Origin of the sequence: Endozoicomonas elysicola (genome assembly GCF_000710775.1) — a bacterium.
Taxonomy (GTDB): domain Bacteria; phylum Pseudomonadota; class Gammaproteobacteria; order Pseudomonadales; family Endozoicomonadaceae; genus Endozoicomonas; species Endozoicomonas elysicola.
Genome location: NZ_JOJP01000001.1, coordinates 2,372,652 through 2,398,006, shown reverse-complemented (window position 1 = coordinate 2,398,006; position 25,355 = coordinate 2,372,652). Strand labels below are relative to the sequence as shown.

At 48.0% G+C, this 25,355-nt stretch carries 20 protein-coding genes; 4 read left to right on the top strand and 16 right to left on the bottom strand.

The annotated features are described in order from the left end of the window. Positions 1–300: 300 nt before the first annotated feature. Positions 301–1,338, top strand: coding sequence for a GMP reductase (locus GV64_RS10280; RefSeq protein ID WP_020582730.1), 1,038 nt, complete (start codon positions 301–303; stop codon positions 1,336–1,338). Between the two features lie 66 nt (positions 1,339–1,404). Here the strand turns inward: GV64_RS10280 and pflA are convergent, their stop codons facing one another. Together pflA and pflB are read right to left on the bottom strand one after the other, a co-directional pair. Further along, positions 1,405–2,136: a pyruvate formate-lyase-activating protein gene (gene pflA, locus GV64_RS10275; RefSeq protein WP_026258284.1), complete on the bottom strand. Its 732-nt coding sequence runs from the start codon at positions 2,134–2,136 to the stop codon at positions 1,405–1,407. A 127-nt stretch (positions 2,137–2,263) separates the two neighbouring features. Beyond that, the gene (pflB, locus tag GV64_RS10270) at positions 2,264–4,546 is read right to left on the bottom strand and encodes a formate C-acetyltransferase (RefSeq protein WP_020582727.1); all 2,283 of its coding nucleotides are present in this window, start codon (positions 4,544–4,546) and stop codon (positions 2,264–2,266) included. Positions 4,547–5,208: 662 nt separating this feature from the next. On the opposite strand from pflB, the gene GV64_RS10265 reads away from it, so the two are divergent. Then, on the top strand, positions 5,209–5,652 hold the full coding sequence (locus GV64_RS10265; protein WP_020582726.1) for a hypothetical protein: 444 nt from the start codon (positions 5,209–5,211) through the stop codon (positions 5,650–5,652). Between the two features lie 158 nt (positions 5,653–5,810). Here GV64_RS10265 and GV64_RS10260 read toward each other — a convergent pair whose 3' ends face one another. From GV64_RS10260 to GV64_RS10240, 5 genes are all read right to left on the bottom strand, one after another. Next, the gene (locus GV64_RS10260) at positions 5,811–6,269 is read right to left on the bottom strand and encodes a methylglyoxal synthase (RefSeq protein WP_020582725.1); all 459 of its coding nucleotides are present in this window, start codon (positions 6,267–6,269) and stop codon (positions 5,811–5,813) included. Positions 6,270–6,500: 231 nt separating this feature from the next. After that, complete coding sequence (locus tag GV64_RS10255; protein WP_020582724.1) at positions 6,501–7,799, bottom strand: sodium ion-translocating decarboxylase subunit beta; 1,299 nt, start codon at positions 7,797–7,799, stop codon at positions 6,501–6,503. Positions 7,800–7,827: 28 nt separating this feature from the next. Continuing rightward, positions 7,828–9,633 (bottom strand): sodium-extruding oxaloacetate decarboxylase subunit alpha, encoded by a 1,806-nt coding sequence (gene oadA / locus GV64_RS10250; RefSeq protein WP_020582723.1) that lies wholly within the window; start codon positions 9,631–9,633, stop codon positions 7,828–7,830. A gap of 20 nt (positions 9,634–9,653) precedes the next feature. Beyond that, complete coding sequence (locus tag GV64_RS10245) at positions 9,654–9,938, bottom strand: OadG family protein (RefSeq protein ID WP_020582722.1); 285 nt, start codon at positions 9,936–9,938, stop codon at positions 9,654–9,656. Positions 9,939–10,509: 571 nt separating this feature from the next. Continuing rightward, positions 10,510–11,454, bottom strand: coding sequence for a tRNA-dihydrouridine synthase (locus tag GV64_RS10240; protein ID WP_020582721.1), 945 nt, complete (start codon positions 11,452–11,454; stop codon positions 10,510–10,512). Positions 11,455–11,606: 152 nt separating this feature from the next. Between GV64_RS10240 and mnmC the strand changes: the two genes are divergently transcribed. Then, a complete protein-coding gene (gene mnmC / locus GV64_RS10235; RefSeq protein ID WP_157237003.1) occupies positions 11,607–13,658 on the top strand; it encodes a bifunctional tRNA (5-methylaminomethyl-2-thiouridine)(34)-methyltransferase MnmD/FAD-dependent 5-carboxymethylaminomethyl-2-thiouridine(34) oxidoreductase MnmC in 2,052 nt (683 codons plus the stop codon). A 393-nt stretch (positions 13,659–14,051) separates the two neighbouring features. On the opposite strand, the gene msrA is transcribed toward mnmC, so the two are convergent. The 4 genes from msrA to GV64_RS10215 all read right to left on the bottom strand — a co-directional run bounded on the left by msrA (position 14,052) and on the right by GV64_RS10215 (position 17,322). Beyond that, positions 14,052–14,696, bottom strand: coding sequence for a peptide-methionine (S)-S-oxide reductase MsrA (gene msrA, locus GV64_RS10230; protein WP_026258282.1), 645 nt, complete (start codon positions 14,694–14,696; stop codon positions 14,052–14,054). 69 nt (positions 14,697–14,765) lie between these two features. After that, positions 14,766–15,566 (bottom strand): M23 family metallopeptidase, encoded by an 801-nt coding sequence (locus GV64_RS10225; RefSeq protein WP_020582718.1) that lies wholly within the window; start codon positions 15,564–15,566, stop codon positions 14,766–14,768. A gap of 352 nt (positions 15,567–15,918) precedes the next feature. Further along, positions 15,919–16,524 carry a menaquinone-dependent protoporphyrinogen IX dehydrogenase gene (hemG, locus tag GV64_RS10220; RefSeq protein WP_020582716.1) on the bottom strand — a complete coding sequence of 202 codons (606 nt, stop codon included), beginning with the start codon at positions 16,522–16,524 and terminating at the stop codon, positions 15,919–15,921. Positions 16,525–16,719: 195 nt separating this feature from the next. Then, a complete protein-coding gene (locus GV64_RS10215; RefSeq protein WP_020582715.1) occupies positions 16,720–17,322 on the bottom strand; it encodes a DJ-1/PfpI family protein in 603 nt (200 codons plus the stop codon). Positions 17,323–17,659: 337 nt separating this feature from the next. Between GV64_RS10215 and dps the strand changes: the two genes are divergently transcribed. Next, positions 17,660–18,142: a DNA starvation/stationary phase protection protein Dps gene (gene dps / locus GV64_RS10210; protein ID WP_020582714.1), complete on the top strand. Its 483-nt coding sequence runs from the start codon at positions 17,660–17,662 to the stop codon at positions 18,140–18,142. A gap of 265 nt (positions 18,143–18,407) precedes the next feature. On the opposite strand, the gene GV64_RS10205 is transcribed toward dps, so the two are convergent. The 5 genes from GV64_RS10205 to alaE form a co-directional block, all read right to left on the bottom strand. Continuing rightward, positions 18,408–19,397: an ABC transporter permease gene (locus GV64_RS10205; protein WP_020582713.1), complete on the bottom strand. Its 990-nt coding sequence runs from the start codon at positions 19,395–19,397 to the stop codon at positions 18,408–18,410. Beyond that, positions 19,394–20,374, bottom strand: a complete 981-nt coding sequence (locus tag GV64_RS10200) for an ABC transporter permease (RefSeq protein WP_020582712.1) — start codon at positions 20,372–20,374, stop codon at positions 19,394–19,396. Before GV64_RS10200 ends, GV64_RS10205 begins: the two co-directional genes overlap by 4 nt. Positions 20,375–20,586: 212 nt before the next feature. Next, positions 20,587–22,155, bottom strand: coding sequence for an ABC transporter substrate-binding protein (locus tag GV64_RS10195; protein ID WP_020582711.1), 1,569 nt, complete (start codon positions 22,153–22,155; stop codon positions 20,587–20,589). 121 nt (positions 22,156–22,276) lie between these two features. Further along, the gene (locus tag GV64_RS10190) at positions 22,277–24,025 is read right to left on the bottom strand and encodes a dipeptide ABC transporter ATP-binding protein (RefSeq protein WP_020582710.1); all 1,749 of its coding nucleotides are present in this window, start codon (positions 24,023–24,025) and stop codon (positions 22,277–22,279) included. Positions 24,026–24,590: 565 nt separating this feature from the next. Then, complete coding sequence (gene alaE, locus GV64_RS10185) at positions 24,591–25,019, bottom strand: L-alanine exporter AlaE (protein WP_020582708.1); 429 nt, start codon at positions 25,017–25,019, stop codon at positions 24,591–24,593. Positions 25,020–25,355 lie beyond the last annotated feature (336 nt).

The window sequence follows — 25,355 nt, the reverse complement described above, 5'->3', positions numbered from 1 at the left end:
AACCATGAGGCCAGTGATCACACTCTCGTTTCAACCAGCCTTCCATTTCAATGGTCGTCTATGTATACTTCAGCCGTATAAGCGTCAAACACGCCCTTTTTTTTCGCCCTTAGAAAACACACTGGGTCCGGCGCAACCTTCTCTTCTCTGAAGGTGGATCTCCCCAGATCGTCCTGGCTGTCCGGCCGCTTGTACATCACATTTTCCGTATAACCAGAGCAGATGTAAGTGCTTCAGACTGTACTACCCCCGGGTCATAAGGTTCAGTGAAGCGCTGCATGATTGCGATGAAGAGTTACTATGCGCGTAGAAGCTGATATCAAGCTGGGTTTTAAAGACGTACTGTTCCGCCCTAAACGTTCAACCCTGAAAAGCCGTTCCCAGGTTAGCCTGGAGCGCACTTTCCGATTTGTTCACACCGACCAGGAGTGGACAGGTGTTCCTGTCATTGCCGCCAACATGGATACGGTAGGTACCTTTTCAATGGCGCTGGCGCTGGCTGAGCATAAGATGCTGACCGCCGTGCACAAACACTACACCGTAGAAGAGTGGAAAGCATTCCTTGACGATGCACCTGAAGGCATTGAAGACCGCATTATGGTCAGCAGCGGTACTTCTGACAGCGATTTCGAAAAGATGGCAGAAATCCTGTCACTGAATGACAAGCTCCGTTTTATCTGTATCGATGTCGCTAATGGCTACTCCGAGCACTTCGTTGAGTATGTTTCCCGTGTCCGTCAGCGCCACCCGAACAAAGTCATCGTTGCTGGCAACGTGGTGACCGGTGAAATGGTTGAAGAGCTGATTCTGAAAGGCGCTGATATTGTTAAAGTCGGTATTGGCCCTGGCTCCGTCTGTACCACCCGTGTTAAAACCGGCGTAGGTTACCCTCAGTTGTCCGCTGTTATCGAGTGCGCTGATGCTGCTCACGGTGTTGGCGGTCAGGTTATTTCTGATGGTGGCTGCACCTGTGCTGGCGATGTCTCCAAAGCGTTTGGCGCTGGCGCAGACTTCGTCATGATCGGCGGCATGTTTGCTGGTCACGATGAGTCCGGCGGTGAGCTGGTGGAAGAAGATGGCAAACAGTTCCGTCTGTTCTATGGCATGAGCTCCACAACAGCAATGGATCAACACTCCGGTGGCGTTGCCAACTACCGCGCCTCTGAAGGCAAAACCGTTAAGGTGCCTTACCGCGGACCAATCCTGGAAACGGTTCAGGACATCCTGGGAGGTGTACGCTCTACCTGCACTTATGTAGGCGCAGCGCAATTGAAAGAGCTGTCCAAGCGAACCACGTTTATCCGGGTTCAGGAACAGGAAAACCGCATTTTCAATTAATGCATCTTTAACCACAAAGCTCACAAAAAGAAATCTTTTCCTTTGTGAGCTTTGTGGCTCAAAACATCAATAAGCCGCAGAAATCCCCCGCTGATCAAACTCAGCCTTGATCGCATCCAGCTGTTCAGTTGATGGCGGTCTTACCGTTTCCAGCTCATAGCCATCCTTAAACGCATCCCACTTATGAACACCCAGGCTGTGATAAGGCAGAATCTCCACCTTTTCAACACAATCCATCTTCTCCACCATCTCTGCCAGCATGGCGGCATACAGTGGATCAACGGTATACCCTTCCACCACCACATAGCGAATCCAGGTCGGCTTTTTCAGCTCCTGCAAATACATGGCAAAATTACGGGTGTACTTACTGGTGACATAGGTCAGCTTCTGGTGCATTTCCTCATCCATATGCTTGATGTCCAGCAACACCAGATCTGTGTATGACAGCAGACGTTCAATATCCGGAGTAATATGCTTGGTAAAGCCATTAGTATCAAGACAGGTATGAATACCATGCTCTTTTAATGCCTTGAAAAGGTCCGCAACAAACTCCGCCTGAAGCAGCGGTTCTCCACCTGTCACCGTTACACCACCGGTCAGAAAGTTCTTAACTTTGAGAATCTTTTCCAGAACCTCTTCATGGCTAAGCACCTCTCCACCATCACGCAGATCCCAGGTATCGCGGTTATGACAATAGCGGCACCGCATATGGCAGCCCTGCATAAACACAACGTAACGGATACCCGGCCCATCTACCGTTCCAAATGAGTCCATGGAATGGACACGACCAAGGGACATGGCGACTCTCCTGTTAACCCAAAAGAGTTGCTGCAAAAGGATCTCCCTCTCCCAGCAACCCTGAATGCCATGAGCAAAAAAAGGCCAGCAAAGCTGGCCTTTTATATTTAAATACCCGTGTTTACCGTTACAGCGAGCCGGTAAAGGTACGAGTGATAACGTCACGCTGCTGCTCTGGTGTCAGAGAGTTAAAGCGCACCGCGTAACCGGAAACACGAATGGTCAGAGAAGGATACTTCTCAGGGTTTTCCATCGCATCTTCCAGCATTTCACGGTTCATAACGTTCACGTTCAGGTGCTGACCACCTTCATGACCCTTCTCATGATGGAAGTAACCATCCATCAGGCCTACCAGGTTCTTGCGACGACCATCTTCATCCTTACCCAGCGCCTTTGGCACGATAGAGAAGGTGTAAGAGATACCATCCTTCGCATAGGCAAACGGCAACTTAGCAACAGAGCTCAAAGAAGCAACCGCACCACTGGTGTCACGACCGTGCATTGGGTTTGCACCCGGGCCAAATGGCTGACCTGCACGACGACCGTCTGGGGTAGTACCGGTCTTCTTACCATAAACCACGTTAGAGGTAATGGTCAGAACTGACTGGGTCGGAATCGCATCGCGGTACATTTTGTGAGAAGCCACTTTCTTCATGAAAGTTTCTACCAGCTCACAGGCAATCGTGTCCACGCGCTCTTCGTTGTTACCAAACTTCGGAAAATCACCTTCGATCTCGAAATCAATGGCAATACCGTCTTCGTCACGAACCGGCTTAACTTTTGCGTACTTGATAGCAGACAGAGAGTCAGCAGCAACAGACAGACCTGCAATACCACAAGCCATGGTACGAATGACATCACGGTCATGGAGTGCCAGCTGGGCAGCTTCATAAGAGTATTTGTCGTGCATATAGTGTATGCAGTTCAGTGCAGTGACATACTGAGTCGCCAGCCAGTCCATCAGCTTGTCAAAGCTTGCATAAACTTCATCGTAATCCAGGTACTCAGAAGTGATTTTGTCAGCCTTTGGACCAATCTGAATTTTCAACTTCTCGTCAATACCACCATTGATGGCGTACAGCAGCGTTTTACCCAGGTTGGCGCGAGCACCAAAGAACTGCATCTGCTTACCTACGACCATTGGTGATACGCAGCAGGCAATCGCGTAATCGTCGCTGTCCATATCCGGACGCATCAGATCATCGTTTTCGTACTGGATGGAGCTGGTATCGATAGAAACCTTGGCACAGTACTCTTTGAAGCCCATTGGCAACTGCTCAGACCACAGAACCGTGATATTCGGCTCTGGAGATGGTCCCATGGTGTACATGGTGTTCAGGAAACGGAATGCGTTCTTGGTCACCAGCGTACGACCGTCAAGACCCATACCACCGATGGATTCAGTCGCCCAGATTGGATCGCCAGAGAACAGCTGATCATATTCAGGCGTACGCAGGAAGCGAACCATACGCAATTTCATGACGAAATGGTCGATCATTTCCTGGGCATCAGTTTCAGTGATCTTGCCCGCTTCGATATCACGCTGGATGTAAATATCCAGGAATGTAGCAGTACGGCCCAGTGACATGGCTGCGCCATTCTGGGATTTAACCGCGGCCAGATAACCAAAGTAGGTCCACTGAACAGCTTCACGGGCCGAGGTAGCAGGACCACTGACATCGCAACCGTATTTGGCCGCCATCTCTTTGATCTGCATCAGAGCCTTGATCTGCTCCATGATCTCTTCACGCAGCTGAATAGTGCGCTCAAGATTTTCACCAGACTCCAGAACAGCATCCAGAGACTTATGCTGGGCTTTCTTATCAACGACCAGACGATCAATACCGTATAACGCGATACGACGGTAGTCACCAATGATACGGCCACGACCATAGGCATCAGGCAGACCAGTGATTACACCAGACTTACGACAATTACGAATGTCGGCAGTATAGACATCAAAAACACCCGCATTATGGGTCTTACGATAGTCTGTGAAGATTTTATTGACGGTATCATCCAGCTTACGGCCATAAACTTCGCAGGAAGTTTCAACCATACGGATACCACCGTTAGCGATGATAGCTCGCTTCAATGGCTTCTCAGTCTGCAGACCAACGATGGTCTCCAGATCTTTATTGATATAGCCGGCATCGTGAGAAGTAATGGTGGATGGCAGGTCAGTATCAAAATCAAGAGGCGCGTGAGTGCGGTTCTCTTCCTTGATACCTTCCATAACATCAGCCCACAGACGGTCTGTAGCTTCAGTAGAACCGGCCAGGAAAGAACTGTCACCTTCATAAGGCGTGTAGTTTTTCTGGATAAAGTCACGAACGTTAACGTTTTGGGACCAATCGCCGGAAGTAAATCCTTCCCATGCTGCTGGCAGCTCGCTGGTGGTTACAGTCATACTAAGAGGCTCCTGATAAGTTGGAGAATTCTTTGGGAATGCTGCTCTCGGGTCAGGCAGACTGCATCTGGATAGCTGTAACACCAACTTGATCTACATCAATGTAAGAAAATCATTGTCGGCGTATTGTTTGCCTATCTCGCGGGGACATAGACATCATGATGACACATCACAGATATCTCATGCCCTATATGGTCATACCGCACGTTTAAAGCTGGCCAACCCGATAATAAGAAATAATTGCAGTCAAAGTATCGTATGTACGGCAATTCCACTATCAGTGCTAATACCTATTAATCATAAAAAAACAAAAGACAAACTCAAACAAGAATTAACAAAAAAGAAAAACGATTTAATTTTATTAATAATCTACCAATTAGCAAAAAATAGTTATTACCAATAGTCAGACATTCAAAAAAATTATGAAACCAATCAACGATCTATTTTTATGAATGCTATCCTTTGTTTCTATTAATTCTTTTTAACTTCGCTTTTTCAAAAAACCAACGACACTCATAATATATTGTTGCAGCTTTTCAAGCGGTTTTAACAAATAGTTTAAGTAGTGTTACCTATTCATACCTAAAATGGGTTTGTCTACCATCGTTAACCAAATAAAGACATTTTATCCATTTCTGGGAGAGGATGAACAGGAGGTAGTTATGAGCAAATATATTTACACAACCATTTACGAACAATTCACAGGTCTTAAGCCACCCGAGCCAAAAGATCACAAGCCTCGCCGACGCAGAGGTTTTGGCCATCCGTATCGTATGCGTTTAAATATGCAGGAAAATGCGGCCCAGGGCAGTGAGCTCCTTTCCTCTTCACACGAATCGGAAAGAGATGTCTTCGAACAGGCGCAGGTTTCTGTCTTTCAGCCAACGGTGAAAAAACAGTCCGTTCGCAGATTTACATCAGGAAACCAGGCCTATCGCAGCAGTGGCAGCAACAGCACCATGAGCAGCCACACACCGATGCCTGAAGATCGACACGGCAACTCTGAACCTAAGGTGACCTACAAAAAGCGTCGCCAATATGGCCCGTCCAGCCTTGGCCTTAGTTCTTCTATGGGCAGAGATGGGAGCGACAGCTCCGATTACTGATCACATCTTTTGAATTTTAATCTGATCATTTCTTTATACTGAAACTACCTAAAGCTCATTCGCTAGAATTTCCCAGGATAATGATTGCACCAGCACCTGTTCTAACAGGTGCTGGTGAATTGTCAGGTGCGTTGTTGCTGGCAGTTAATGAATCAGAATTAAAGCGTTCTTTCCTGTAAATAACTTTCGTAATCTGGGATCTGTCGATTATGAGACTGCCCCAATAAGTCTGAAGAGAAAATATAGTCTGCTGAACTCTGGTTGCAGGCAACAGGAATATTCCATACTGCGGCAATTCTCAGCAATGCCTTAACATCCGGGTCATGAGGCATTGGTTCAAATGGGTCCCAGAAGAACACCAGCAGATCAAGTTTACATTCAGAAATCAAAGCACCTATCTGCTGGTCACCACCCAGTGGACCACTGATAAATTTAGTAATTGGCATGGAAAGCTCTTTTTCAAGAAGGCTCCCCGTGGTTCCAGTCGCAAAAAGGTTATGCCCATCCAGCTTATCTTTATGGCGCAGACTCCAATGCACCAACTCACCTTTCTTATTATCATGAGCAACCAGAGCAATGCTCTTTTTTGGAGAAACGCTATATTCTTTATAAATCATAAAGTACTTCTACTCTTCTTTTCAGCAATAAAAGATATAAACCATTACTAAACGGTAAGCTACGCATTACAGTTATTTAAAACACCAAAGCGGATGTTTTCTGAATGATTTTATTCTCGCTGAAAAACAAGCATCGCTTCAACAAAAAAAATGCTGTTGCCTTTTAGAAAAGCAACAGCATTGGTCAGGCTCAATAAATATTTCAATTTATCAATAGCAACAGGCTAATTATTACGACAAATATTTAATCATTACACCTGCAGCAACTGCAGAGCCAATGACCCCTGCCACGTTAGGGCCCATGGCATGCATCAACAGGAAGTTCTGTGGATTCGCCTCAAGCCCCAGCTTATTAGATACCCTCGCAGCCATTGGTACAGCCGACACACCAGCAGAACCAATCAGCGGGTTTACCTTGGTAGACGACAACCGATTCATCAGCTTCGCCATCAGGACACCACTGGCGGTACCGATACAGAAAGCAACAATGCCCAGGGTAAGAATTCCCAGTGTTTCCACCTGCAGGAACTTATCAGCACTCAGCTTAGATCCGACAGACAATCCGAGGAAAATAGTCGTGATGTTAATCAGGGCATTTTGAGCCGTATCGGACAAGCGCTCAACCACACCACACTCTTTCATCAAATTACCAAAACAGAACATACCCAGCAGCGGTGCGGCATCAGGCAATAACAGAGCCACCAGCACCAGCAGCAAAATCGGGAAAACTATCTTCTCCGTTTTGCTCACCGGGCGAAGCTGTGTCATGACAATCTTCCGCTCTTCAGCAGTGGTCAGTGCTTTCATAATAGGCGGCTGAATCAATGGAACCAGAGCCATGTATGAATAGGCAGCCACAGCAATGGCACCCAGCAGATGTGGAGCCAGCACACTGGAAACGTAGATTGCTGTCGGACCATCGGCACCACCGATAATTCCGATAGCCGCCGCATCAGCCAGACTGAAATTCATCAACCCCATTGAGCTCAACACAATGGCACCAAACACAGTGGCAAAAATACCAAACTGGGCTGCCGCACCAAGGAACAGGGTTTTCGGGTTGGCCAGCAGCGGACCAAAGTCCGTCATCGCGCCCACTCCCATGAATATCACCAGCGGAGCCACTCCACTGCCAATGGCAACACTGTAAAACTGATAAAGGACACCGTTCGCATACCCAGCATCAGCAACAATATTACCAACCAGAGTGCGTGTCGCTGCATTAGCCTCATTGTAAAGACTATAGAGCTGATCAGGGGTTGCAGAGGCACTGCCCAGCGCCTCTGAAATGGCCTGCACCACCACTGGATTGGCAACATGAAGCGCCTGCTCAATGGCAGAGAACGCCAGCCCTGCCTGGGGAATATTGGCAAGAATCCCACCAAAGCCAATAGGCACCAACAGCAACGGCTCGAATTGCTTCCGGATGGCCAGGTACAGAAGACCAAAGCCAACCAGAATCATGGCGAACTCTCCGGTGGTGATGTTATATAACCCGGAGCCCTCCCAGAGCGTTATAAGCTTTTCCATGGCATTTTTTCTCTTTAACCGCTTTTTATTAAGCCAGGGCAAGCAGGGTATCACCCACCGCTACACTGTCACCTTCACGTACATCGACCGACGTCACCTGTCCGGAACGCGGAGCACGAACTTCCGTTTCCATCTTCATCGCTTCCAGGATCAGCAGAACATCCCCCTCCTGAATACTCTGACCAGGAGTGACATTAACTTTCCAGATATTACCAGCAAGAGGAGCGGGCATCGGCTCACCGGAAACGGCTGACGTACTGGCAGCCTGAGCCACAGGAGTGGAGGCCGAAACCAACTGAGTAACATCACCACCTTCAGACACCTGAACGGTATAAGCATTACCATTCACTTTGACGGTATAAACAGAATCATCACCAGGCTTTGCCGACACAGTAGACGCAGGTTCTGCCACAGTCTCAGTACCCGGTGCAGGTTCAAACGCGTCGGAATTACCGCGATTCTGCAGGAACTTAAGGCCTACCTGGGGGAACAAAGCGTAGGTTAGAACGTCATCCACTGTCTGCTCTGCAAGCTTGATCCCTTTCTCTTTTGCAAGGCCATTCAGTTCAGCAGTCAGTTTTTCGAACTCAGATTCAAGCAGGTCAGCTGGACGACAGGTGATCGCTTCCTTACCATCCAGAACTCTGTCCTGAAGGCTTTTATTAAACAGAGCTGGAGCTGCCCCGTATTCACCTTTTAAAATCCCCTGAGTCTCTTTGGAGATTGTCTTATAGCGCTCACCCGTCAATACGTTGAGGACCGCCTGAGTACCAACAATCTGGGAAGTGGGTGTTACCAGTGGAATCATGCCCAGGTCTTCACGAACTCTGGGAATCTCCTGCAGCACCTCGTCGAACTTATCACTGGCGCCCTGCTCTTTCAGCTGACTTTCCATATTGGTGAGCATGCCGCCAGGCACTTGGGCAATCAGTATTCTGGAATCGACACCACGCAGCTGACCTTCAAATTTCGCGTATTTTTTCCGCACCACCCGGAAGTAAGCAGCCACTTCTTCCAGTTTATGCAGATCAAGGCCCGTATCACGCTCCGAGCCCTGCAATGCAGCAACGATTGCCTCCGTTGGAGAGTGTCCATAGGTCATGGACATGGAAGAGATGGCCGTATCGACTCGATCCACACCGGCTTCAACCGCTTTGAGCAGTGACATGGAAGAAAGGCCGGAGGTTGCATGGCAATGCAACTGAACTTCCAGATCGGTTTCTTTCTTGAGCCTGGAAACCAGCTCATAAACGTCAGTCGGCGTAATAATGCCTGACATGTCCTTAATGCACAGAGAATCCGCCCCCAGATCCTCGACCTCTTTAGCCAGAGAGACCCAGCTATCCATCGTATGAACAGGACTGGTCGTGTAAGAGATCGTGCCCTGAGCATGAGCCCCCTGTTTCTTGACAGCCTTCATGGCCTGCATCAGGTTACGGGGATCGTTCATGGCATCAAATACCCGGAACACATCCATACCATTCGCTACAGCACGCTCAACAAACTTATCGACGACATCATCCGCATAATGGCGATACCCCAACAGATTCTGCCCTCTCAGCAACATTTGCTGCCGGGTATTCGGCATGGCTTTTTTCAGCTCACGCAGCCTTTCCCACGGGTCTTCACCCAGAAAGCGAATACAGGCATCAAAGGTGGCCCCTCCCCAGGTTTCCAGAGACCAGTAACCGATCTGATCCAACTGCTCTGCGATCGGCAACATATCTTCAATACGAAGACGGGTAGCAAAGAGTGACTGATGGGCATCTCTCAATACCACATCAGTAATACCCAGCGGCTTTTTACTGGCTAAAGGCTTATTTACGTCAGACATAACCCTTATTTATCCCCCGGTTATTGGCGTTTTTCTGCTTGAGCTTTTTTTGTTCTGTGCATCTGAATGGCTGCACTGATGGCAGCAACCAGCTCACCCTGATCATTGGATGACACAGGCTGGTTATTGATTGATGTGCGATTGGGAGCGGGTGCACCCGACGGTACCGGCTCCTGAAAATACCGATCGATAATTTTTGACATCAGGCTGGTTACCAGCACCAAGAGCGTCAGAAACAGGAAAACAAAGCCCATTCCAAAGAGCATCAGGCTGGAACCTTCTGAGATAAGGTCCGATGGAGTCATCAAGTAAGTCCTTTGTTGGTACAGGCTTGAAGGTCCGGTAAGTCTTCACTTGCAGATGTTCTTACCGGGACCATTCTTGATTATTATTTCCATGAACAGGCTCATGGCTTTTTTCTTTCTTAGCTCATGACTGTCTTATGCCTTCCCGTGGCCGCGCGATTATTCTACTGAACACTGAGTAATAAGCAATCAGTCATCCAGACTATGTGAACTGGACCAGAGGCCTCGGACAGCATTGTACTGTCAGCAAGATTGCCCCAACCCGAAAAAAAATACACCGACGCAAATCAATGAAAACCGGCCAGTGTTTCACTGAACCAGATCACTACTCGTTGGTGAGCAAACCAAGCCATTCCCCCCCTTTGATACAAGTGAGCGAAAGCTAAACAAAAAAAACGTGAAAGATGGATAAAATAAACGTCAACTACCTCTCACAAGGTATAACAGTTAGCATTTACTTCCTTAAAGATTGAACCACAGAGATCACAAAGAACACGAAGAAGCACTTTTCTTTTCCTTTTTGCTCTCTGTGGTTCCAAAAGCATACACGCGGCCCAGGAAAAGCCCTTAACTAAGCCGCCCTTGCCAGATCTGAATAGATGATTTCAAGAATGACATCGGCATCTTTGAGAGCCCGGATGCGCTCAAATAAACTCTGCGCCTGTGGGTAGGCTTTCCGCAGATAATTAAGCCACTGCTTCAATCGCGAAGGATGGTATTGCCATTTCCCATTTTTGCGATCCCGGTCACTTAACTGCAAAATCAACTGCAATACCGATGGCCAGCTCATCGGACCAACAGCCTCACGAATCATAGCCGTAATATTCGGTGTCACCAGTGAGGGGCGCCCTACCATTAAATCAGTACAACCAGAAACACTCTGGCAGCGCATGGCATCGTCATGATTCCAGATTTCACCATTGGCAATCACCGGTATCATCAGGTTCTCACGAATTTTACCGATGTACTCCCAATACGCGGGCGGACGATAGCCTTCAACCTTGGTACGGGCATGGACAGCCAGCTCTGAAGCTCCGGCCTGCTCGATTGCCCTGGCATTTTCCAGAAATAAAGACTTATCTTCATAGCCAAGGCGGATTTTGGCGGTCACTGGAAACTCATCAGGCACGGCATCACGCACAGCCTTTACAATGCTAAAGAGTTCATCCGGATCACGCAGCAACACCGCACCACCACGGTTCTTATTCACCCCTTTCGCCGGACAGCCAAAATTGATGTCCACCCCCGGTGAACCTAACTTAACCGCCCGGGCCGCATTTAACGCCATATACTCGGGGCTACTGCCAAGCAGTTGAAGACGAACGGGTGTCCCATTGGAAGTTCTGGCGCCCTGCAGCAGTTCCGGACAGGTACGATAAAACACCCGGTTTGGTAACAGGGTTTCGGTCACCCTCACAAACTCGGTAACACAGAGATCAAAGGTATTGATGCCGGTCAGCAGATCACGCATATCATGATCCATAACGCCTTCCATCGGCGCCAGTATCAGCCGCATGGCATGCCTCTTGAATGGTAAAGGAGCAGATTCTACCGTCAGTGAACCCGATATCAAAATAAGGAGCACTCCCAATCAGGCCCTTCTTCTGTTGAAAGAGAATGACGCTTTACCCAATAGCCCGCACTCACTATGCTTGCAGCTTTTCAGCCTTGAAACAGACAACCGTGCCCGATCGTCAATCACCCTCTCATAACAAGAGTCAGCTCAGCACCGCCGCCATCCATTGGGAAAATGACCTGCCCATTTCCACCCAGTTCGATGATTTCTATTTTTCCAGAGTTTCAGGTGTTGCCGAGTCGCACCATGTCTTTCTGGAGCAGAACCAGCTGACTGGACGCTTTCAGACATTAACGCCCGGAGCCACCTTCACCATCGGAGAAACCGGCTTTGGAACTGGTCTGAATTTTCTGTGTGCCTGGCAGTTATTTTTAGAGAATGCCCCAAATGATTGTTCTCTGAACTTTATCAGCACCGAAAAATACCCACTGAAACCGGATGACATGCATAAGGCGCTTGGGGCATTTGAGGAATTATCCCATTTGACCCATGAAATGGTCAGTGCGTATAAGCTAGACCCAGAAAACATCAACTTGCAATTCTTTGACAGTGCATCAAACAAAAGCATTCATTTAAGCGTGCTGATTGGTGACGTGCTCGACACGCTTCCCCGCATCAATAAAAAGGTCGACGCGTGGTTTCTGGACGGTTTTTCCCCAGCAAAAAACCCGGATATGTGGCAGCCGGGCCTATTTCAAACCCTGAAGGCAAAAAGTCATGAGCAGACAACCTATGCAACGTTTACAGCAGCAAGACTGGTCCGCGACGGTCTTACCAACGCTGGATTCTCCGTAACCAGACAACCCGGCTTTGGCAAGAAAAGAGATATGATTTCAGGTCAGCTTATTCCTTCTTCCGGCTTACCCACAGCAACCAAACCCTGGTTTGCTCCAGCTCGACATCAGAACCCCGATAAGAATGCCATTATCATTGGTGGCGGCCTCGCTGGCTGCAGCACAGCCCGGTCCCTAGCCAAACGTGGCTGGCAGGTTACCATACTGGAGCAACACGACAGCCTGGCCAGAGAGGCATCCGGAAATCCTCAAGGCGTGCTCTATGCCAAACTCTCTGCAGATAATACGCCTCTAAGCCAGTTTATCGTTAAAGGATACCATTACACCCTCAGCCTGCTGAAAACACTGGAGGTTCAAGAGTGGTCCTCTTTTTTATGGCAACAGTGCGGCGTCATTCAGCTAGCAATTGATGAGAAAACCAATCGGCGATACCAGGCTCTGGATACACAGCACCCTGACACGTTATTGAAATACCTTGACGATCAGCAGCTGTCGGAAATAGCAGGGCTCACTGTCAATTCTCCCGGACTCTACTTCCCAGAAGCCGGCTGGGTTAACCCGCCCGCCTTTTGTCGTGCATTGGCCAACCATCCGAACATCAAGGTCGTGACCAATACCGTCGTTACAGGGCTCGAAGCTTCTGAGCAGGGCTGGATCATTAACACCAGAGACGAAGCGCTCAAATGCAAAACAGTGGTCATTGCCCAGGGAACCGCCAGCCATCAACTGCCATTACTGGATTACCTGCCTCTTAAAGCAATCCGCGGCCAGATCACTCAAGTAAAAGCAACCACTGAAAGTCAGCAACTGGCGAGCTGTGTTTGTGGCGAAGGTTATATTGCACCCGCTATTGATGATGCACACACCATGGGAGCAACCTTCCACTTTAAAGATAACAGCACAGAAGTTCGTGAAGCAGACCACAAAGAAAATCTGGCAATGCAAGCGGAACACTTTCCCGCAATGTATCAGTCTCTGGGGGGCAGTGAGGCAACCGTCACTGGTGGCAGAACTGGTTTCCGGTGTACGACACCAGATTACCTTCCTGTAGTCGGCCCCGTTGTAAACACTGATCGTTTTCTGGAGATATACGCGCCTCTGCGTAAGAACAGCAAGCTACTGATCACCGAAACACCTGACTATCTGGATGGACTTTATATTACGGCAGGCCATGGCTCCAGAGGTATGATTTCCTGCCCGATAGCCGGGGAAACTCTGGCAACCATGATCACAGGTATGGAGACAGAAGCACTTGATAACGAACAGAGCCCATCAATGAGTACAAAACTTCTGGAGGCACTTCACCCTTCCCGTTTTCTGATCCGAGATCTGATTCGGAACAAGGTTTAGATACCTCTCAGGGGAGGAGAGCAATAGACCTGAAAGCGACGCCAGAAGCCTGTCGGATCCATCCGGCCGCAGGGAGAGAAACCAGACTTAGTCAGTGACAAGCCCGACCTCTAAGTAAATATCGCAGCAAAACAGGTAGCAATACGCAAGGATGAATTAGCAACAGCTGTCTATCTTATTAACCATGACTTAGGCAACACACTGTTGCCTGCTCATGAAGCTCCTGTTTCAATCCATTCAGCAAACTGCGTCCGGGCAACTTAATCTTTCTCTAAGTTGCCCGTTTTTTTGCGGTGAGCATTTATCCCTCAACGTATTTGGAATTGCCATGTAGCGACAAGGGAGTAGGCGCAGCCTATAACCTAGCAACTTCAAAGGCGAAGGGTATATTCATCATCCTCCCAGACAGACTCCCGTACCTTTCAAGCCACAGTAACCTCCGGGGTTTTTAGCCAGATACTGCTGATGATACTCTTCTGCGTAATAAAAAGCAGGAGCATCACAGACCTCTGTTGTAATGTCTGAGTAGCCCTTCTGCTTCAGAGAACTTGAAAAACTTTCTTTGGAATTATGTACCTGCTCAGCCTGTTCTTCGGTGGTTGTATAAATAGCCGAGCGATACTGGGTACCCACATCGTTGCCCTGTCTCATCCCCTGGGTTGGGTCATGAGACTCCCAGAACAGCTTCAATAATTCATGAACCGATACTGCCTGAGGATCATAAACCACCATCACGATCTCTGTATGTCCGGTCTCTCCAGAGCATACTTCTTCATACGTTGGGTTAGGAGTATATCCCCCAGCGTAACCAACAGCCGTTGTATAAACCCCTGGCAGTTGCCAGAACAATCGCTCTGCCCCCCAGAAACAGCCCAGACCAAAATAGATAGTCTGCAAAGGATCTGGAAAAGGAGGCTTCAGTGGATGCCCGTTAACAAAATGCATCGCAGGAACTGGCATGCCCTCCGAGCGGCCTGGCAAGGCTTTGTCGACAGATGGAAGCTGCTGTTTATCGGGGTCTTTGCGAAAGAATGTCATGATACTGTCCTCCCTGACAGAGATCATAACAGAATCCGTTTTTTTCCCAGCAAAGAACATCAAGAATATTTATTGCTCCCCCAGAGTCAATAGCGCAGGATCCAACCGCTGATCAAACCAGTTATAACGCCAGTCAAGGTGCGCACCAGTGACTCTGCCGGTGGCACCGACTTCACCAATGACTTGCCCCCGCTTAATCGTAGCGCCATCTTTTACCGCCACCTTGCTCAAATGAAGGAAACTGGAAAAAATACCATGCCCATGATCAAGAATGATTGTACCACCTGAGTAATACAGATCTGAGTCAGCCAACCTGACAATGCCATCAGCAGGTGCGGCGACCGGTGTTCCCGTTGGAACTGCGATATCAAGACCATAATGAGGGCGCCCCGGCTTGCCGTTATAAACTCTCTGACTACCATACACGCCACTGATCCTGCCCTTTACCGGCCAGCCAAAACCATTAAAGAGATCAACCTGCTCTGTGTCAGGAACTCTTGCTTCACGAACCTTCTGTGCTTCATTTCGAATACGGGATAAAAAACGTTCATCCGGTGTAACATACTTTTTAGCAATACCGGTCAGTCGTTGAATATTATATTCCCGAGGTTTCAGCTGAAGGTAATTCGTTTTTAATTCACCGCTGGCATACTGTTCAATATAAGAGTGCTCAAGCTCTGTATCACGGCCAAAACCAAGAACAAAGCGGCCATCTTTTGCAACCCTCACTTCCTGATTGTTATATATAATTTTACTGCCCGGTGAAGCCTGACCAACAAAAATCCCTCCTGGCGTAAGCTGGCTCTGTAATCCCTCAGCACTGGTCACCAGCGACCACATCAGAACAATAAACCCTGTAACGAAGCGCATTGAAAGCTTCTCCCCTGTTAACCTGCTATACCTCATATTATCGGCATTTTGACTTTTACCAAAACCATGGAATAGTATGAAAATCCACCCGATAAGAATGGAATAATAAATCGGGAGAACAGACAAAACTAAAGGACAGGATCATGACTATACTGACTTTCAAGTAACCTACTTTTTGGAGGGATAAATGTATAGTCGCGCCACTCAACTCCAAAACAGTCTTCCCCGTCCACTCATATAATAAGAACAGGATGTCATTATGGATTATATAATTCTGGGTACAGCCTTTATCATGCCTGTGATCTATGGCTTTAGTATTCTTTTTTCACTGCTCACAGGCAACGCCCCGGATTTAAAAGACATTCATGGCTGAGCCATGCTCTACACTCTGCTTCCCATAAGTCGCCACCGGGCGGCTTACTCTCTGAAGATCCTGATTTAACTGTTCCGCAAAAGCCTTTACACGTCTCCAATCTGTGAACTCGGTATTCTGCGTGATATCGGTAGGGCCACCGGTCAGTTTCATGATCAGCCGGATCATTTGCTTATCAACCCAGTGGTATTGGGTATACAACAGCGCACCTGCAAACACTTCAACTCTATCGGGAGTCCATGAAATCTGCTTCAAAAACTTCTGCAGGTAACGGTTATTATGAGGATCCCGTCGTTCAGGTTTCCTGGCTGTCAGATTGACGGAGAAGAAATAACTGGGAATCGTGGAGAGCTGATCACTGTACTTCTCGATAAACTGGTAGCACTCCCGGTGATGCTTGCCGTAGCGGATAGAGCTCCCCAAAATTACCCCGTCAAATGACTCAAGGGAGAAGTCATCTTTCAGCTCTGCAATGGAAATGACCACCGTGTCATGACCTGACTGGGTCAGGCAATAGTCAATTCTTTCAGTAATTTTTCGGGTCTGCCCTTCACACCCCATATACAGCAAGGCTAAATGAGACATATCAAAAAAAGGATCTCAGCAGGAAAACATTGAACAGATAGTAACCAACTTATAAGTCAGTATTGTTAACTCAGATCAATAAAGCAGTGGAAAGCGGATAATCCCGTACCGGGATCCTCAAATACCAAAATACCACCCGCCCTATATGAACAGGTGGTATTTTTCATGGAAGAACGGAATACCAGGCCCTAAAACTTATTCTGCGTAAGGCCAGCCATCGTAATCAATATGCTGAGCCTGCCAGCGAGCTGAACCTTTTTCAGTACCCTGACCGATCAGGTGCTCTGCCACAATAAAGGCAAAATCGAAGACAACACCCAATCCCTTGCCACTGATGAACTGACCATCAACAACGACTTTCTGGTCAACATGGACACCATCGTCAAAGTTCTTATAAAGGTTTGGGCCAGAAACGTACTTGTGCTTACCAAAGAGACCATTAGCGGCAACCACTTTAGCTCCTGATGAACAGAGTGGGCAGATGTATTTGCCCATGTCGATGTGGCGCTTCAGGAAATCAATCACCATTTTGTCACTGGTGAGGTTAGCGGTTCCCTCTGGACCACCCGGCATCATCACTGCATCGTAGTTCTCTTCAAATTTTTCACTCAGGGTGTAGTCTGCAGTGATGTTAACTTTGAAGTAACTGTTGAGTTTTAACTCATCCTTACAGGCAAGAACATCTACATTGATATCCAGGCGACGCATGATATCTATAAAAGCAACTGCCTCAGCTTCTTCAAAGCCATCTGCCAGCAAAACAGCAACACGTTTACTCATCGCTACATCTTTAATCATGGAGTTTCTCTTTCACCCTTTTTGAAAGAACTCATTAACAAATCGAGATAAAAACAAGAGTATCATAAGGTTATGAAAGCGATAAACGCAAAAGCAAAGAAAAAGACGTAAAAAATACGGTTAGATAGACATAAGGCAATAAATGTCAACTTAGTCCTGCCTGAGCATGGCTTAACCAGCATTTTTGTACAAAACGATATTTCTCTCCTATTTTCTTTTATTAGTTTGCCAGACTATCTGTCCACTGCCTTATGGAACAGAAACACATCGGTTACCGCTGGCAACCACACCCTTGTCTATGAATTCCCTGGGGAAAAGTAGTAACTGGAGTCACACGATGTCCCATACTTACGAAACCTTGCCTGAAAACGTTAAGCAGTACTCAGCACAGGAACTTCAGAAGCTCCTCTACAGTACGATAGACCTGAATATGCAAATCAAAGAGTCTCACTGGACCATGGCTGGCAGGGAGTTTCTTTCTGTTCACCGCCTGTTCGATGAAGTGGCGGAAGTTATTGAGGATACTGTTGATGATATTGCTGAACGGATCGCTCAACTTGGTCATAAACCAGAAGGCACATTGCAGAAAGTAGCGGAGAAGAGCTCTCTGCCCACTTACCCAAAATCATTCAGTTCAATCGATGAACATATTGAAGTGATTGGTCAACGCCTGGCCTTTGTGACCAGCCAGGCACTTCAGGCGATGGCCAATATGGAAGAAAATGGCGACCCTATTTCTGTCGACTTACTAACGGCAAGAACACGTGAAATTGATAAATTGACCTGGCTGGTTGAGTCACACCTGCCTCAGAGAAAATAGTTTTTTTTAAAACCAACAAAGGCACAAAGTCTTCTGCGCTGTTCTTATACCAATTGCATTTTCTAAATCCCTATTGCGCTACCGAGCTGGACAGAAATTCTGCGTTGAAGCTCCTCGCCATAGCTCATAACGGGGTTAGAAAACTAAATTGGTATTCCACTGCCCATGGAGCAAGCAGAGCCTTTTTTCTTTGTACCTTTGTGGTTTCATTCTTTAGCTCGCTATCAGGGCAGGCTAACATTACATGGAAGCATGCCCTTCAACGCTACCCTTTATACAGTTTCGGATTCAATACATCCCTTAGCCAGTCACCCAGCAGGTTCAACACCAGTACCAAAACCACCAGCACAATCCCCGGAATCACGGTAATCCACCAACTTCCGGAGAAAATATATTCAAACCCGCTGGAAATCAGCGACCCCAGCGAAGGTTGTGAGACCGGCATTCCCAACCCCAGGAAAGAAAGCGCCGCTTCACTGATAATGGCATTGGCAATCTGAACCGTTGAAATCACCAGAATAGGCGACAGTGAGTTAGGAAGGATGTGCCGGAACATGATTCTTCCTGAACCAAACCCCATTACCCGGGCGGCCTCAACATACTCTTTCTTCTTCTCGGCCAGAACCGATGCCCTGACGGTTCGTGCATACTGAGGCCACTCAGCAATACCAATCACCAGAATCAGCATCAACATGGCCAGCTTGCTGTAAAGCTCTGAACCAAAAGAGGCCTGGAAGACTGCCAGCACGATAATCGCGACCATCATGGTAGAGAACGACAGCTGAATATCCGCAACACGCATCAGGAAGCTATCAATACGCCCACCAAAGTATCCTGCAGTCAGTCCCAGAACGATCCCCAGGAAAGCCTGCAACATCACAGCAAAGAGACCGATCGCCAGCGAGATCCGCATACCATACAGAATGGTACTGTACAGATCACGCCCCTGATCATCAGTACCTAACAGAAAACGTTCATCCCCCTCTTCCGCCCAGGAAGGCGGAATCTCCGAATCCATAATATCAATGGTTGAAAGGTCATAAGGGTTGGTGGGTGCCAGCATCGGAGCCAGCAATGCTGCGCCCACAAACAAGGCAAATATCAGTGCACAGACCATAGCCACCCGATCACGGGTAAAACTGTACCAGAACGCTGAGTTCCTGAAGCGCTCCCAGCGGGTCCTTTCTGCCACCGCCACATCTTTAACTTCAGGCGCCTCTTGACTGGCTGGCACAGTGGTTGTCAGTTCGCTCATTGGCCACTCCTCGCCAGACGTACCGTTGGGTTAATCAATCCATAAAGCAGATCCACCAGGGTGTTTACCACCACAAAAATGGCTCCGACAACAATCAGGTAAGCAACAATCAGCGGGGTATCGACCCGGTTAACCGCTTCAAGGAAGAGAAAGCCCATGCCCGGCCACTGAAAAACGGTTTCCGTCAGAATGGTATAAGCGACCATGGTTCCGATCTGTACACCACCCACGGTGATTACCGGCAGCATGGTATTTTTCAATGCATGGAGAAAATAGATACGAGCTTTTTTCAACCCTTTTGCCCTGGCAAATTTTACATACTCGGTATGCAGCACTTCGGACATCTCAGAGCGGATCAGGCGGATAAACAACGGTAGCATAATACTGGCCAGCGAGATGGCAGGCAGAATCAAATGAGAGAGGCCATCTCGGGTAAGCAGGCTGGTTTCCAGCCCACCAAACACTGGCACCACATCCCCCCGGCCATAAGACGGTAACCAGCCCAGTTCAATAGAGAAAAAATAGATACTGAAAATAGCAGTCAGGAATACCGGTACTGAAATCCCGAGAATACTGAACCCGAGAATCAGTTTCGTCAGCCAGCTGTCCGGCTTGATGGCGCAGTAAACACCAGCAGGAACAGAAATAAGAATAATGATCAGCGATGCAGCAAATACCAGCTCAAGGGTGGCGGGCATCTTTGCAAGGATTACATCCAGGGCCGGTTCTTTGAAAAAGTAGGACTGCCCAAGATCCCCCTGCAGGGCATTGCCCATAAATCTTGCGTATTGTGTAAGAAACGGGTCGTTTAACCCCATCTCATCACGCAGTGCGTCACGTTCTGCTTCGGAAACTGACATCCCCACCAGCTCACGAAGCGGATCCCCCAAATTGTCCTGTATGGAAAAACTGATAATGCTGATGACAAACATCACTATCAGCCCTTGCATCAGCCTGCGCATTAAAAATAACAGCATAAATATCCTTGGATGCCTGACAAAAGCAATAGCGAAGCGATTTCATTTCCGGGCAGAATAAGTAGCTAACTACATGAAATCATATTTTTCTGACTCCACGCGGCCAGCTACTTATTCCATTCCCCCGAATTTTCACGCAGAGCGTTTGTTGAAAGCCTCCAGCTCCACGCTCACACACTCCTGCGTGGAAACGGGGAGCTGGGCTAAACCGTTTACTCCTTAATCACCAGGTCACCCAGGTAAGGGAAGTTCATGGTGTTGACCACCTCTGCTGCAGCAACATTCTCGCTCACACCCCAGGCAAGGTTCTGCCAGTGCAGAGGAACAAACGCTGCTTCTGAATAGAGCTGACGCTCTACATCCTGAAGAAGTTGTGCACGAGCGGCAGGGTCGGTTTCAGAACCGGCTTTTTTCACGAGGGTATCAATGGCTTCATTACAGTAGTTGCCAGAATTGTACTGCCCCCAACCAGACACAGAGTCCGCACAGGCGGTCAGGTACTCAGTAAAGTTGGCAGAGTCTTCCGTATCCGAACGCCAGCCGATCATCATCATATCGGCAGAGCGCTCATCAAACTCTGGCCAGTACTGGGCCTTTGGCAAGGTTTTCAGATCCACCTTGATGTTGATCCTTGACAGCATGGAGGCAACAGCCTGGGCAACCTTGGCATCGTTTACGTAACGGTTGTTAGGCGCCATCATGGTGATGGAGAAACCATCTTCATAACCGGCCTCTTTCATCAGCTGCTTCGCTTTTTTCAGATCATAACGAGGCTTGAGATCATCCACATAGCCAACGTAACCTTCAGGACTCTGCTGACCGGCAGGTGTCGCAAATCCCTTCATGATCTTTTTAACAATGCCCTCATTATTGATGGCATAGTTAATGGCCTGACGAACCCGGGCATCCTTGAACGCTTCCACACGCTCCTGGTTCAGCTGGAAGCTGATAATGCGAGACTCACTCAGGGTAATCAGATCAAGATTGCCAGACTTTCTGATGCGATCATGGTCATTGGGCGGCACTGGATAAATAAAGTCCACATCACCGGCCAGCAGTGCTGCTACCCGGGTAGGGCCCTCTTTGATCGGGGTCAGGATAATTTCATCCACATTGCCTGGTGATTTTTTATCCCAGTAACCATCAAAGCGTTCGAACTCAACCCGAACTCCCTGCTGACGCTCTGTAACGATGAAAGGACCAGTACCGGAAGCATTTTTAGAGGCGTAGGTATCCCCATGCTTTTTCAACAGCGCCTTTTCCTGACCTTTTGCATCCAGCCCCGAATAGAACTTGCTGTCCATCGGGAAGATGTAGGTGGCGGAGTTCAGAAGCAACGGAAATGCTTCTTTGGTCACAAGATCAAAGGTTCGGTCATCGATCACTTTAACCTCGGCAAAAGGCTCAAAAATCGCCTTGAAATCCGGGCTATCAATCAATCGATCCACTGTCCACTTGACGTCCGCAGAGGTCAATGGATTACCACTGTGGAATTTAACCCCTTCTCTCAGGGTAAAGCGAACGGTCTTCTCATCAACCCGTTCCCACTTTTCAGCCAGACGTGCTTCAAACTGATGGTTTTGATCCCAGCGGATAATCGGATCAAATACCAGGTGAGACAGCTGCAGTGTCGCACCAGACAGCTGCTCATGCGGGTCCAGGGATACCGGATCTGAGTCGTATGCCATTTTCAAGGTGGCAGCCTGGGCACCTACCGCCAGTGACGCGGCCAGGACTGCTCCAGCCAGTCTCTTGATAGAGAGCTTCATGGTTTTTTTCATCGTTCCCCCATTACAGGTGTTTCACACTGTTTATTATTTCGTTGTTTACGTTTTCGAACGTCTCGCTCCGATGCTCTGCCCGGGAACGAAACCAACTCCGTGTAAAAAACAGTCCATAATTCTAAGAATGCGCTGCAATGCTCGATTCAATATCCAGCCCACTACGGGACAGATTCTCTACTCTTGGCATCATATTGATCAGATGCTGAGTGTACTCATGATGAGGGTCGCTGAAGATACGATCGGTATCCCCCACCTCAACCAGTGTACCCATCTTCATAACCCCAATTCGGTCACACATCTGAAGAATGACCGGCAGGTCATGGCTGATAAACAGCATGGTCAGGCCGAGCTCTTCCTGCAGGTCTTTTAACAGGTTGAGAATCTGGGCCTGTACGGAAACGTCCAGAGCCGATGTTGGCTCATCACAGATCAGGAACCTGGGCCGGGTTGCCAGTGCCCTGGCAATGGAGATTCGCTGGCGCTGGCCACCGGAAAATTCATGGGGATATTTGACCCCGGCCGCACGACCAAGGCCGACATGATCCAACAGATCAGCCACAATACTATTAACCTGGCGCTCTGATTCAGCCAGCTTATGGAAACGAATAGGCTCGGCAATGATGTCCTGAACGTTCATTCGGGCATTCATGCTGGAATACGGGTTCTGAAACACCATCTGGATCTGCCGGCGAAATGGCTTTCGCTGCTTTTCGGTTAACCGGGTAATATCCTGACCGGCGAATTCAATCACTCCGGAGTCTGGCGGATAAAGCCCGGCAATAACCCGGGCGATGGTTGATTTACCTGAACCTGACTCTCCAACCAGACCAAAGGTTTCACCAGGACGAACCTCAAAAGATACCTGGTTGGATGCCTGAACATAACGCCGATTTTTCTCGAAGAAGGCGGACTGGGTTTCAAAACGAAGATTGACATCCTTCACTTTCAGTAAAGCATTGTCGCTAAACTGTGCGTTTAAATCCGACAGTTTCTCTTTCTGGCCCAACCAATGATTCTTCACATCAATATGGCGGCCTTTCTCTTTCTCGATATACTCAACACGCGGAAAACGATGAAGTTTGACATCCGTTCTCGGCACGGCACTGATCAGACTTTGGGTGTACGGATGCTCAGGGCGGCATAGAATCTGTTCTGTTGAACCCAGCTCAACCAGATCCCCCATATACATTACAGCCACCCGGTCAGTCACATTGGCGATTACGCCCATATCGTGAGTGACCAACAAACAGCCAACCTGCCGCTCTTTACAGAGTGTGCGGATCAGTTCAAGAATCTGGTTTTGAATGGATACATCAAGAGCGGTAGTAGGCTCATCCGCAATAATCAGTTCCGGGTCACCAGACAGAGCAATAGCAATAACGACTCGCTGTCGCATACCTCCGGAAAACTGGTGCGGGTACTGCTTAATGCGTAACTCAGGCTCTGGTATACCGACGGCTTCCAGAAGCCCAATGGCTTTTTTATAGGCTGAAGCCTTGTCAAACCCCAGATTGACCATGATGGTTTCTACCATCTGGGTTTCAATGGTCAACAAAGGGTTGAGAGAGGTCATCGGATCCTGAAAAATAAATCCGATCCGGCGCCCACGAATCTGACGAATGGCCTCTCCATGAAGGCCACTGATGGTCTGGTTATCCAGCTTAATATTGCCGCCAGCCACAATGCCAGGAGGGCTCAATAAATCAATGACAGCGTTACCAACTGTCGACTTGCCAGCACCGGACTCACCCACGAGCCCAAGAATTTCGCCTTTCTCCAGGGTAAAAGAAACCCCTTTAACAGCGACAGCGGTGCCATGACGAGATGGAAACTCGATGCGCAGCCCTTCAACTTCCAGTAAGGACATGCTCCCCCCTTGAAATGCTCAGTCGGTATCTTCAGAAGCTGACCGTCAGTTTCTGAACTCACAAGCCATGGCTCTACAGTGCTGGTAAAAACACTGAAGGACGTTTTGAACCAATAAAGGTTCTGAACAGAGCGGTTTTGACTTACTACAGATACAGGTCGATACGTGATACAGCTTGTTATACTCCATAACAGCCATCACAAAATGAGTAGAATGTTCTGGCTTAACTCATGGATAACATGAGTGCATGGAGATTTTTTTCTTAATGCTATTCTGGTGGAGGGTATCCAAACCAGTTAGTAATTTCCTTTCAAGATAAAACCACCGGGTAAGGCAGTAATTTCCTGATACTCCAGAGAAGACGCAGGGCAAAATCCTGTACACAGGAATTGCAGCTGGCATACAGCAGCGCCCGTACCTCTTCATCGGGCATACATCGACAATGGCATAAGCTCATGCCGACATGCTTCGGAAAATAACTATACAGTCAGGAAATAAAAATAAAAAGCCTTGATTCGGAAACTACTTACGAATCAAGGCTTTATTCATGCATTTTGACGGGTATTTATGCAGCAGTAAGAGTGGCAGGCCTGAACCAGTTACGGCAAAACTGCATATATATTCCGTAGGGCCGCCCCATGATCAGCATCGCACCCACCTGCCCTGCACAGGCAATCAATAACTGCTCAATGCTGGCACCCGTAGACAAGACCAACGACGCATACAATGGAATCTGGAATGACAAAAATGCCAGGGCATCAAGCAATGTCATTTGAATGAAACCATTCCCGATAAAACTGCCACGACGAATCAACCAGTCACGATATAAACCATATGCTCTGGCCGTTAACAGGTTGACCGGAATACTCATCAGGCGGGATTGCATTGATTGTTCAAAACTCAGCCCAGCCAGCAGCTCAACACTCATACCAACCACAATGCCAAAGGTGATCATGGCAAAGGTATCTGCCAGCATATCCCGGTTAAAAATCATCTCCCTAGCTCCTGAAACAAAAAGCCCTGACTCATTAAGGGCAGATAAAAGAGCAAAAAAATCTCTATACCGGTTCTCGACAGTAGAAACCGGCAAATTCTTTTGAAGTTAAAATGAGCCCACCAGCCTTGTTCAGGAAAAGGTTCTGAAGACCCTTCCGGAGCTGAAATCATTAGATTTGACTGGGTAACTGATGAGCAGAAAACTGAACAAACAGAGCAGTAATTTCGTAGTAAAAAATATCGCTAGACTTAGCAAAAAACAATAGCTTATAAATCCATATTTGCACCATTAACAGGATATAGACCCACAAAACAAATATAATACAGAAATAAT